Source organism: Clostridium sp. KNHs216 (assembly GCF_006714885.1).
In the GTDB taxonomy this organism is placed as follows: domain Bacteria; phylum Bacillota; class Clostridia; order Oscillospirales; family Acutalibacteraceae; genus Caproiciproducens.
The window spans coordinates 1,709,948-1,721,684 of sequence record NZ_VFMF01000001.1 but is presented as its reverse complement, the minus strand read 5'-3'; the positions used below and the strand labels follow the sequence as shown (position 1 = coordinate 1,721,684).

11 protein-coding genes are annotated in these 11,737 nt (G+C 49.0%); 9 read left to right on the top strand and 2 right to left on the bottom strand.

All coding sequences use genetic code 11. The features are described 5' to 3' along the window. Nucleotides 1-134 precede the first annotated feature (134 nt). Complete coding sequence (locus LY85_RS08335) at nucleotides 135-767, bottom strand: YitT family protein (protein ID WP_038325775.1); 633 nt, start codon at nucleotides 765-767, stop codon at nucleotides 135-137. A gap of 345 nt (nucleotides 768-1,112) precedes the next feature. On the opposite strand from LY85_RS08335, the gene LY85_RS08330 reads away from it, so the two are divergent. The 6 genes from LY85_RS08330 to udp all read left to right on the top strand — a co-directional run bounded on the left by LY85_RS08330 (nucleotide 1,113) and on the right by udp (nucleotide 6,521). Then, complete coding sequence (locus tag LY85_RS08330; RefSeq protein WP_038325774.1) at nucleotides 1,113-2,123, top strand: LacI family DNA-binding transcriptional regulator; 1,011 nt, start codon at nucleotides 1,113-1,115, stop codon at nucleotides 2,121-2,123. A 222-nt stretch (nucleotides 2,124-2,345) separates the two neighbouring features. Then, on the top strand, nucleotides 2,346-2,966 hold the full coding sequence (locus LY85_RS08325) for an ECF transporter S component (RefSeq protein ID WP_141826263.1): 621 nt from the start codon (nucleotides 2,346-2,348) through the stop codon (nucleotides 2,964-2,966). Nucleotides 2,967-3,047: 81 nt separating this feature from the next. Then, entirely contained in the window at nucleotides 3,048-3,839 is a 792-nt protein-coding gene (locus LY85_RS08320) for an energy-coupling factor transporter transmembrane component T (protein WP_038325772.1), read from the top strand. Next, nucleotides 3,827-4,690, top strand: coding sequence for an ABC transporter ATP-binding protein (locus tag LY85_RS08315; RefSeq protein WP_141826262.1), 864 nt, complete (start codon nucleotides 3,827-3,829; stop codon nucleotides 4,688-4,690). The genes LY85_RS08320 and LY85_RS08315 overlap by 13 nt, the downstream gene beginning before the upstream one ends. Then, the gene (locus LY85_RS08310) at nucleotides 4,690-5,514 is read left to right on the top strand and encodes an ABC transporter ATP-binding protein (RefSeq protein WP_141826261.1); all 825 of its coding nucleotides are present in this window, start codon (nucleotides 4,690-4,692) and stop codon (nucleotides 5,512-5,514) included. Before LY85_RS08315 ends, LY85_RS08310 begins: the two co-directional genes overlap by 1 nt. Before the next feature lie 236 nt (nucleotides 5,515-5,750). Then, on the top strand, nucleotides 5,751-6,521 hold the full coding sequence (gene udp / locus LY85_RS08305) for a uridine phosphorylase (protein ID WP_141826260.1): 771 nt from the start codon (nucleotides 5,751-5,753) through the stop codon (nucleotides 6,519-6,521). 73 nt (nucleotides 6,522-6,594) lie between these two features. On the opposite strand, the gene LY85_RS08300 is transcribed toward udp, so the two are convergent. Continuing rightward, nucleotides 6,595-7,773, bottom strand: a complete 1,179-nt coding sequence (locus tag LY85_RS08300) for a phosphopentomutase (protein WP_141826259.1) — start codon at nucleotides 7,771-7,773, stop codon at nucleotides 6,595-6,597. A gap of 185 nt (nucleotides 7,774-7,958) precedes the next feature. Here LY85_RS08300 and LY85_RS08295 point away from each other — a divergent pair, with 185 nt between their 5' ends. From LY85_RS08295 to LY85_RS08285, 3 genes are read left to right on the top strand one after another with little or no spacing between them, the layout of a single operon-like run. After that, nucleotides 7,959-8,729: a Crp/Fnr family transcriptional regulator gene (locus tag LY85_RS08295; RefSeq protein ID WP_141826258.1), complete on the top strand. Its 771-nt coding sequence runs from the start codon at nucleotides 7,959-7,961 to the stop codon at nucleotides 8,727-8,729. Then, nucleotides 8,729-10,225 (top strand): YjjI family glycine radical enzyme, encoded by a 1,497-nt coding sequence (locus LY85_RS08290; RefSeq protein WP_141826257.1) that lies wholly within the window; start codon nucleotides 8,729-8,731, stop codon nucleotides 10,223-10,225. Before LY85_RS08295 ends, LY85_RS08290 begins: the two co-directional genes overlap by 1 nt. Next, nucleotides 10,225-11,061 (top strand): YjjW family glycine radical enzyme activase, encoded by an 837-nt coding sequence (locus LY85_RS08285; protein WP_141826256.1) that lies wholly within the window; start codon nucleotides 10,225-10,227, stop codon nucleotides 11,059-11,061. The genes LY85_RS08290 and LY85_RS08285 overlap by 1 nt, the downstream gene beginning before the upstream one ends. The last annotated feature ends 676 nt before the right edge of the window (nucleotides 11,062-11,737 follow it).

The window sequence follows — 11,737 nt, the reverse complement described above, 5'->3', positions numbered from 1 at the left end:
ACCTCCTTATGAACTTCTTGCAGCAGCAATGTGCAGGAAGCCCGTAAGGAGGTTTTATTTAGATAGAAAATATCTGAATAGGATAAAGGAATAAGACAAAAAAGAACGAAGGGGAGGGCTTGAAAAATCAAATACTAAGACACTTTTTTTGTTAAAAAGGGTTTGGTTTTCCCGATTACGGCATCCATAACAATACCGGTGCACAGAATGGAGATCACGGTGCCAACGCCGATTTTTCCGCCGAACAAAACGCCGAGAACCCCTAAAAGCGCATCAAAAATGATTTTCGCCGTTTTGTATTTTAATTTGGTGTGCCGATAAATAATATCCACGATCGCTTCAAGAGGCCCCAGACCGAACTCTACAGAGACATAAATGCCCAGCCCGATCCCCATCAGAACGGTGCCTATGGCGGATACCGCGATTTTCCCCGGTAAGGGCAAAGCTCCCAGATTCAGCGGGCTGATGATGGCGGAGGCCAGATTTACATAAAGGCCGAGTGTGAAGGTACAAAGAACGGTACCCACGCTGATGTATTTTCTTGCCAGGATCAGGAGCACGATCAGGAAAGCGGCGTTGGCAAGGATGTTCGCGTTTCCCTGCGAGATATGCAGTATATTGTGCAGCCCATCCGCGAAGGTTCCCATCGGGGAAGAGCCGAGCTCAACGGAATACAGAAAAGCGAGTCCGATCCCGTTAATGAAAAGGCCGAAGCTGATCGTCAGGATGCAGAGAATGAGATGTCTGATAGGTTTCTTTGATTTCAAAAGGTTTTCCTCACTGTCTTTATTGGGATTTGTAATCACAGCATCGATATGTTTTGATTTTTAGTTTACCGTTTTATCAATTTGTAAAAACCTTCTTTCCGGAATTTTAACATTTGTATTTTCTATTTGAAATTGTATCAAGAATATTAGTATAAGTCAATAATATAATTTTTAATTACTATTTTTTTTGCATGTATTGACTAAATTAAAATTTGTGTTATACTGAATAGCAAGTTGATAAAACGTTTTAACAAATCGGTTAAAATTCTCGTTTCTGAAGATTCAGGCAGCTTTGTGCAAGAATGTTCGGTCCGGGATACAGTTCGATATACGGAGGCGAAAATCATGAGCGCGACCATTAAGGATGTTGCAAAAAAAGCAGGTGTTTCCACCACCACTGTTTCACTGGTTTTCAACAATCGGGAATCAAGGGTTTCCAAGGTCACACGGGAAAAAGTAATGGCTGTTGCCAAAGAGATGAATTATTATCCGAATCACTTTGCGGCAAGCCTTGTTACAAAGAAATCCCATATTATCGGTGTTGTCTCCGATTCCGTGAATATTTTCTCCGCTCAGGTCATCAGCGGGATTGTGAAGCAGGCGAAGGTGAAAGGATATCAGGTCGTTCAGGTAAGCTCCTCACAGGAAAATGAAAACGACATGGAGTACCTGAATATTTTCTTGAACCAGGGAATCGACGGTGTCATCTTTCCTCATTCCTCGATTTCCAGTCTGAAAAATCTGGAAAGCGGATTCCAGACCGTAATCCGTTCGGGTATTCCCGCAATCGCAATGGACGTCATCATTAACGGGGCCACTTCCTGCGCGGATATATGTGACCATGTTTACGGCGGATATCTTGCTACCCGTCATCTGATCGACTATGGGCATCGCAAAATCGGCGTTATTTCCGGCCCAAAGGATTACATCAGTTCCATCAAACGTCTGGAAGGCTATCGCAAAGCGCTGGAGGAAGCGGGAATCCCCTTCGATCCATCGCTGGTATACATGGGAAACTACAAGCTGGAAAGCGGACAGGAGGGCCTGCCGTATCTTCTTGGGAAAGGCGTTACCTCAATTTTCGCATTCAACGATATGATCGCCCTTGGAATTTACAAGGCGATCCGCAATTATGGGCTGTCCATTCCGAAAGATCTTTCCGTGGTCGGATATGATGACATCTTTATTTCCGACGTTTTGGAGGTTCCGCTTACCACGGTGCATATTCCGATTGAGGATATCGGAAAACGCGCGGCAGAGGAGCTCATCGAACTGATCGAAAAGAAGCATCCGGCCGCGGACCTGGAGAAATGCGAACCTGTCCTGATGGTGCGGGCGAGCACCCAGAGGCTGTAACGATCGCGCAAATTTTTCTTTATATAAAGCAAAAATTGGTTTCAGAAGGAAGATAGGAGGAGATTCACCGGGCCTTTTTCGAGGCTGGAAGGGTAAGCAAGAAAATTCTGAGGAGGTGCTGTTGATTTCGTTCAGTAGGAAGCTTTGAGAACCGAACGATTGCGACTTTTGGTAGAACTACATAGTGCATTTATTGTAAACAAATATGAGGAGGAACCCCAAATGATTGAAAAGAAAAAACATTCCATAAAAGAAGATTTTTCCACGCTGGCTCTGCTGACAATGCCGATTGCCGTGGCCGTAAACTTCGTCGGCTCACAGATCCACCACGCTCTGTCCCTGCCGCTCTTCCTTGATACGATCGGCACATTCTTTGTTTCCATGCTCTGCGGACCCTGGGTAGGCGCTTTGACAGGGCTGATCGGCAGCCTTGTGAACGGCATTACCAATCCGAGCGGCATTCCGTTCGCACTTACAAGCATTTCGGTGGGCCTTGTCGCAGGCTTCCTGGCCCGTGCAAAAATGTTTGATACCTGGTGGAAGATCGTGATCTCCATTGTGCTGACCTCCCTGGTATCCACCATTGTTTCGGCACCGATTGCCGTTCTGGTATACGGCGGCGTAACCAGCTCCACCGATTCCCTGTTTGCCGCTACCCTGATGGCTTCCGGCGTCAATATCTGGAAGGCGGTCATCGGTACGAGCCTGTTGTTTACGTGCATAGATCGAATCATCGCGATTGTTGTTACCCGGTTAATTATTAAAGTCATTCCCGCAAGGAACCTGATCAAATACAGTCTGGGCAACAACTACGTCAAAAACTCCACCTCAAAAACCGCATAAACCGGATACTAAAAGGCAGATACTATCTTTCCCCCCTGAACGATGAAAAAGGTGGTATCTGCTTTTATAAGGAGTCAACATATGTTCAGAGAAAAACTTAGCGCTGTTAAGGAAAACCCGATAGCCGCCTTGTATCCCACAACAAAAGGCTGGATCGTCATTTTGTACTGCATATGCGTAACTGCTCTTTCGACTGTTAAGGTAAACGGTTATGCGTTGTATCTTATTCCGCTTTTTCTGATGATCCCTGTCCTTTTCGCTGTCAGCGGCATATGGGAAAAGTTTTTTGGCTTTTTCAAAAGTATATTTATCTTTGTCGCCTTTATCTTTATCGTGCAGACGCTGCTGATCCGCAGCGACGCGGTCCTGTTCCGCTTCGGATTCCTCAGTATTTATGAGGATGGGCTTCAGCATGCGATTTTTCTGTGCTTCATCATTTTAAACATCGCGGGCATCCTTCTGTGGCTGTTCCAGACGACTGAGACCAAGGAAATGACTTATGCCCTTGAAAAAATGGGAATGAGCTATAAGGCTTCCTTCGTTTTTCTTTCGACCTTTCAGATGATCGAAGTTCTGGGAAAAAGCTCTAAAACCATTATGAATGCGCAGAGGGCGCGCGGGATTGAGACGGAAGGAAATATCATAGTCCGCTGCAAAGCGTTTTTTCCAATGATTGTTCCTTTGGTTGTCAGTTCCATCATGAATACGGAAGAACGCGTATTGACCCTTGAATGCAGGGGCTTTGATACGAAATGTCCAAAGACGCGCCTGCTGGAACTGAAAAAGTCGGGGAATGAGGCCAAAGCGATTGTGATTTCCGTAATCGTAACGGCGGCTGTATTGATAGGGAGGATATTGCTGTGGGTACTGTAGTTGAATTCAAGAATGTAACGTATACATATCCTCTGTCCGAGAAACCTGCCATTAAAAACATGAGCTTCAAAATTGAAGAGGGAAAGTTTTACGGCGTAATCGGAGAAAACGGGTCGGGAAAGACGACGCTCTGTTCGCTGGTGCGCGGTTTTGCACCGGATTTTTACAAGGGCACGCTGGAAGGCGAGGTCCTGGTTGACGGAAAGCCGACCACAGAGTATGGCCCGGGTGAGCTTGCCCTGAAATTCGGATATGTGTTCCAGAATCCTTTTAATCAGATCAGCGGGGTAAAAGACACCGTTTTTGAAGAAGTGGCTTTTGGACTTGAAAATTTTGGCTTCGATCCCGATGAGATCGAACAGCGCGTGACAGATGTCATGGAATTGACGGATATTACGGCTATTGCGCTGAAAAATCCCTTTGAGCTTTCGGGCGGCCAGCAGCAGCGGGTGGCGCTGGCTTCCACAATCGTGCTGAAGCCGGATATTCTGGTTATCGACGAACCTACTTCCCAGCTGGACCCGGAGGGAACGGAAAGCGTATTTAAAATCATCAGCGAAATGAAAAATGAACATAAGACCATTCTATTGGTCGAGCATAAGGTGGACCTTCTTGCGGAATACGCCGACGAAATTCTTGTTCTCAAAGACAGTGAATTGATAAAAGCGGGACCGAAGCAGGAGATTCTGTCGGACATCTCTCTTCTGAAGAAAAATGTTCAGCTTCCCCAAATGTCCATTCTGGGCAATGAATTGAGAAAACTCGGCCTGCCGATTAAGAATATACCGATTACGGAACATCAGGCTGTAGACATCGTCAAAAGCCACCTTGCAAAGGGAGGGAAAAGCTAATGGCCTATATAACGCTGGATCATGTCAGTTTTGAATACCCCGGTGGATTTCTGGCGGTGGACGATATCAGCATGGAGATCGAAAAAGGCGAATGCATTGCCATTATAGGCCAGAACGGAGCCGGAAAAACCACAACCGTAAAAATGCTCAACGGCCTTTTGCGTCCCACCAAGGGGGATGTCATCATTGGCGATATGAACAGTAAAGATCATACCATTGCCCAGATGAGCCGCAATGTCGGCTATGTGTTTCAGAACCCGGACGATCAGATTTTCCATTCGACCATTTACGATGAAGTCGCCTTTGGAACGAAGGTGCTGAACAAAACGGAGCAGGAAACCAAAGAACTGGTCGATTACGCGCTGGAAATCACCAATCTGGCTCAATACAGAGATGTCAATCCGTTTAACCTTCCGTTTTCCATCAGAAAATTCATCTCCATTGCCGCGATTATCGCAATGGACACGCAGGTCATGATTTTTGACGAACCGACCGCCGGGCAGGATCTGACGGGAAATCTCCGCCTTTCTTCCATTCTGGAGCATTTGCACAAAGAAGGAAAAACACTGATCACAATCTCCCACGACATGGAATTTGTGGTGAATAACTTTGATCGTGTCATTGTTATGGCCAATAAAAAGGTGGTCACCAGCGGTGCGCCGTCTGAAATATTCTGGAATTTTGAGGCGCTGGAAAAATCGATGCTGAAACAGCCCTATGTCAGCCGGCTTTGCAAAACACTTAACTTAGGCGGGAATATTGTCACGATGGAGGAAACATCACAGGCGATTTTAAAAGCGGTCAATGCAAAGACGGTTTCCTGAAAACAGTCTGACCGGTTACATTTCCGACCTACAGCAATTCCATTTCAGTTTGCGAGACAAAACACGTTTCTCCCCCGCCGAAGGCGGGGGAGAAACACAAACTTGTTGCATAATCAACTGGAAATGCTGTAAATCAAATTTAAAAATAAAGCAATTGAATTGGGCGTTCCGGATTTTGCTTAGGAAACGTTCCGATTGATTCTATAGAAATCACTGAAATAAGGAGAAACGCTTAAATGGAACAACAGCTAACTCATCACTTGAAATGTGCGGTGGGTGACGTCGGAAAATATGTGATCCTTCCGGGGGACCCCGGCCGCGTACCCAAAATCGCAGCTTATCTGGACAACGCCGTACATATCAAAACATATCGGGAATACGTCACCTATACCGGGACGCTGGAAGGCGAAAAGGTCAGTGTCACTTCGACCGGAATCGGCGGGCCTTCCGCTTCGATCGCCATGGAAGAGTTGGTTCAGCTTGGCGCCGATACGTTTATCCGCGTCGGCACCTGCGGCGGGATCGACAGCAGCCTGGTGCCCGGGGACCTGATTATTCCGACCGGCGCAATCCGAAAAGACGGTACCGGCCGCGAATATGTTCCCATTGAATATCCGGCCATAGCCGATCACGGTCTGGTTTGCGAACTCGACGAGGCGGCGGCAAGGCTCGGAAAGCGCCATCATCTTGGCGTGGTGGAATGCAAGGACTCCTATTACGGTCAGCACGACCCCGACCGTATGCCTGTCAGCTACGAGCTTCACCAGAAATGGGAGGCCTGGAAAAAAGCAGGTGCGCTCGGCTCGGAAATGGAATCATCTACCCTGTTTATCGTAGCGTCCACGCTGCGTGTCCGGTGTGCCACCGTGCTTTTGCTGTGCCGCAATCTTGAGCGTGAGGCTCTTCAAAACAGCGGGGAAGTCGGTGTCTGGGAGACGGCTCCGGCGATTGAAACTGCGGTTGAGGCGCTGCGCAGCCTCATCAAAAAAGAGAAGTCCAAGGCATAATCCCCGTTACAAAGCAGAAAATAAAGAGCCTCCCTTTGACAATGTCCAAGGGAGGCTCTTTTGGGTTCCTGCTCTACCGGGCGTTCCGAAGAAGGTCCTGAAGGCGGGAGTTGCCGTACACAGAAGGTTCCAGACCAAAAAAGTCAAGAACAGTCGCGGCGATATCCCCGAAAGTGGGCGAGGTGCCCAGATTGGCGCCGGGTTTTACGCCGGGGCCCGCAATGACCCACGGTGTACATTCCCGCGAGTGGTCCGTTGACGGCGTCGAAGGGTCGCATCCGTGGTCGGCGGTGATCATTACCAAATCGTCCTCTTTCAGGCCGGCAAGAATTTCGGGAAGCTTTTGATCGAATTCCGTCAGCGCCTTCGCGTAGCCGTCCACGTCGTTCCTGTGGCCGTACAGCATATCGAAATCAACCAGATTTGTAAAGCAAAGCCCGTCAAAATCGCGGTGTGTCAGCCGGATGGTTTCTTCGATTCCCTGCCGGTTTCCCGATGTCCGCATAAATTCGGTGATACCCCGTCCCGCGAAAATATCGTTGATTTTTCCAACGGCAATCACGTCCTTTTTTGCTGCGGAGAGCCGGTCGAGCATGGTGTCGGCCGGCGGCTCGAGTGAAAAATCATGACGGTTCGATGTACGCACGAAATTCGGGGATTCCCCGGTGAAGGGACGGGCAATCACTCTTCCGACCGCATGCTCCCCTCTGAGAATCCCGCGTGCTTCACGGCAGCAGCGGTAAAGCTCCTCCGGCGGAACGATCTGCTCATGCGCGGCAATCTGGAAGACGCTGTCGGCGGAGGTATACACAATCAGAGCGCCCGTTTCCACATGCTCCTGTCCGTAATCACGGATGACATCGGTTCCCGAGTACGGCTTGTTGCACAATACTTTGCGGCCGGTGCGGCGTGAAAATTCGTCCAGAATCTCCTGTGGGAATCCGTTCGGATAAGTCGGCAGCGGAGCGGGGGAATCGATTCCCGCAATCTCCCAGTGGCCAATGGTGGTATCCTTGCCTTTTGAGTGCTCAGCCATCCGGGCAAAAGCTCCCTGCGGTGCCTTTTCCGCGGGGCGGCAGGAGACTCCGTTTATATTAAACAGGCCCAGTTTTCCCATGTTGGGCATATTGAAATAGGGGCTCCGGGCGGCCGCCGCGAGCGTGTCGCTTCCGGTATCCCCGTATTCGGCGGCGTCGGGCGCGCCTCCAATGCCGCAGCTGTCAAGCACAATTAAAAAGATCCTTTTCGTAATCTATCATCCTTTCCGTATTTTGTATTGTTTTATGAATTCATTATAGTTCAGACAGCAATTATCGGAAAGGACAAGTGTACCAAAGCGTTCGGTTTTTTAAAATTTATATAGAAATTTTGGAAAATGGACAAATGACCTTGCTCAATTTTGCCAAAAGAGTTAATTTTTGAACAGGAGGATTTCCCATGGCCGATATTCTGCAATATCTTCATTCTCTGGATGAACCGGTAAAGGAAAAACTGCTTAAGCTGTTTGCCTCCATGCCGGGTCCTCTCAGGGAGCGCTGTGCGGTCCAGAACCTGAAAAAGGGCGATATTCTTGCCAGCCCGCTCGACCGGGCCGATTTTGTATATGTTCTTGTGCACGGAAGTATACAGACGGCAAATCAGGATTCTTCGGGCAATATTTACGTAGTCGCCGAATTTACGGCCCCCTCGCTGTTCGGGGAATTCGAACTGATTGCCGGGTATCCTTTTTACCGGGGAACGCTGACCGCTACAAGCGATTGCCGGATAATCACCATCGGACAGGAAACCTATCTTGCATGGGTCCAGGGCAACGGGGAGGTGCTGTTTCAAAGGGCCCGCGCAGTCACGCGGCGCCTTCTGGAGCAGTCCAGCAATGAAAGGAATTTTCTGTCTTTGCGCGCAACGGAAAGACTGATGTTTCTGCTCTGCCGGTACTACGAGAGGGACGCAAAGGAAGGGACCGTGCGCATTTGTGCCACAAGGCAGAAAATGGCCGACGAAATCAATACCAGCTTGAAAACGGTTATCCGTGGGATTCAGCAGTTGAAAAAATGGGGTCTGGTTTGTATGGAGGGCCGTGGGATTTCTGTTCGCAGGGAAGGTTATCAGAGGATGAAAACGCTTCTGGAAAAAGAGTATCTTTCCTGCCCCCCTGGAAACAATCATTTGGATTTTAATGAAATTGAGATGGAGAGAAGGAGTACGTAATGGATCAGGTAATGGATATTATCACAGCGCAAAACCTCACTTACGATCAAAAGCTGCTGCAGCTTGCCCAGGCCGCGGAAAATTCCGTGGACCCTTTGCATGTTTCGGATAAATTCCGGTACTATTTTGAAAAAGGCGCTCTGTGTGATATGAACGAGGGGAAAGCCCCCTACCGGCCGCGCTACATTCTGGCCGATTTTCAGAAATTTGTTCAAAACGGCAGTGAATTTCTTCGACTGAAGCCGCCGGAGGATCTTGACGATCTGCTGACCTCCCTCTGCATCCTGTACGGTCATATCCCCTCCGTGACAGGCCGTCCGGTGTATGTAGGCAATCTGGATAAGCTGATCGATCCGTTTCTGGAGGGCGTTTCCGATCAGGAGGCATCCAAAAAGATCAAACGCTTCCTCAATTTTATCGACCGTACGGTCGCGAATGGTTACTGTCATGCGAACCTCGGCCCGGAAGCGACTCGCGCAGGCCGGCTCATTCTGGACGCAGAGAAAGAATTACAAAACGCCGTACCGAATTTTACCTTGAAATACGATCCGGATATTACGCCCGACGATTTCGGAGAACAGGCTGTTCTGACCGCGCTTTCCTGTGCCAGCCCGGCGTTTTGCAACCACCGTATCCACAGGCAGACCTACAGCGGCGATTATGGAATTGTCAGCTGCTTCAACATCCTGCCGGTGCGGGGAGGCGGATACTGCCTGTCCCGCGTTGTGCTGCCCAGGTTGGCGGACCTTGCTTCCGGAGTGGAACAGTTTATGGAAGAACTTTTGCCCGAAGCTTTGCAGGCGCTGGGAGAGTATATGAATGAGCGCGTTCGCTTTATGGTGGAAGAGTCCCATTTCTTTGACACTTCCTTCCTGGTGAAAGAGGGCCTTGTGGACCCGGACCGCTTTGTCGGTATGTTCGGTGTGGCCGGATTGTGTGAATGCGTCAATACGCTGCTGAAAGATCACGGCGGCTTCCGCTATGGCCGCGATGAGGAGGCAAATGATCTCGGCGATCGCATCATGTGCAAAATACACGGGTTTGTAGAAGAGTTTCCCGCCGTATACTCAAAGCTGACCGGAGACCGCTATCTTCTGCACGCGCAGGCCGGACTGGCGCCGCAAAAAGGTGTGACTCCGGGCGTGCGCATCGTAGTCGGCGACGAACCGGACAACATTATGGACCATATCCGCCACAGCGCCCGGTTCCACCGCTTTTTCCCCACCGGAGTCTCCGACATCTTTCCGGTGGAAACCACGGCCCGCAACAATCCGGCGGCCATTCTGGATCTGGTGAAGGGAGCATTCAGCATTGACGACAAATATTTAAGCTTCTATATCGAAGACGGGGACTTGATCCGGATCACAGGCTATCTGGCCAAACGCAGTGAAATGGAGAAATTCAGCAAAGGAGTGCCTGTTTTGCAGGATACCTCCCATGGTGCGGTAAACAATTACAGAAATAACCATGTTGCTGATAGAAAGGTGCGGTTTTAATGGCCTCGGCCCCGGTCAACAAAATCATTCCCTTTAGTTTGGTGGATGGTCCGGGAAGCAGGACTTCCGTGTTTTTACAGGGCTGCAATATCCGCTGTGCCTACTGTCATAATCCGGAAACCCAGCAGATATGCTGTAATTGCGGAATCTGTGTCGGCGGCTGCCCTGCGAAAGCTCTTTTCGTACAGGACGGCCGGGTAGTCTGGGATGATCGGAAATGCGTATCGTGCGACCGCTGCATCAAGGTTTGTCCGCACTGTGCTTCTCCGCGTGTTCATATGCTCGACGCCCAGGAGGTTTTTCTGCGCATACAAAAGAATATTCCGTTTATCCGGGGCATTACGGTTTCCGGAGGGGAGTGCATGCTTTACCCGGAATTTTTGCTGGAGCTTTTCACGAAGGTAAAAAAAGTTGGGCTGACTGCGCTGATCGACAGCAACGGCACTGTGGATTTCAGCCTTTATCCCGAGCTGACCTCTCTGTGCGACGGCGTCATGCTGGACGTCAAAAGCTGGGAGCCACAGGTTTTCAGCGCTCTGACCGGCGGCAGCAATGAAATCGTCAAAAGCAATCTCCGCTATCTCGCGGATAAGGACCGCCTGGAAGAAATTCGTATTGTCTGCCTGAATGGCAGGGTGGACGCTGAAGCCGTCATTCGCGGAGCGGCGGAAATACTGGCGGAAAAAACAGCTCTGCAAAAACTAAAGCTGATCCGTTTTCGTCGTTTTGGTGTGCGCGGAAGTCTGGAAAACGCTCCTTCCCCGACGGAAGAAACGATGCTGGATTTATATGAACTGGCACAGAAACACGGATTCCGTAAAATAAGTATTACATGAGTAAGAAATGATATAGAGTATCCGGTTCGGATGTCCAAGCCGGCTGTGATCTGCAACGCCAACGCCCGGGTCCCCGATGCTTCACAAAAAATAAACCCGCATGGATGCTGAGAAAATCAGATTTCCATGCGGGTTTTTTTGTCTTTATCCACATTCCAATGCTGGAATACAATCTAATAATGGACATTGAATGGACAGTGGACAGAATGAACATGAATTCAGGCCGTTGTCTCATTACCGGATTCCAAATGATTGACTGTACGGTGGTCGGCGGTAAATGAATCGACGCAGATTCCGTTGCAGCGAATGAAAGAATTAGAAGGGAGGCCGTCGCTTGCGAATATTTCCATTGCTCGAAGCTTTCACGAACGGAACGGCAAAAAGGAATCACTGACCGGCATGTTATGCGGCAGCTTCGAATTGGTCAAAAAAACAGTCAATTGCATTGTCAATCGTGCAATCTTGACAAATAATCATCATGTATTGACTGTAATTTATACATTTGCAATAATAAAGGTGGCGCAAAGCAGAGGGGAATCTAATTCAAACTACCTTAAAACTGCAGATTTACGGCAAGAGGGATTTCCATGTATGCCGAAGGTTGTTTTTGCCACATCAAAATATTTTTTAATACGCGGAGGTGAATTCATCCATGTGAGATGTATCTTGCACATCG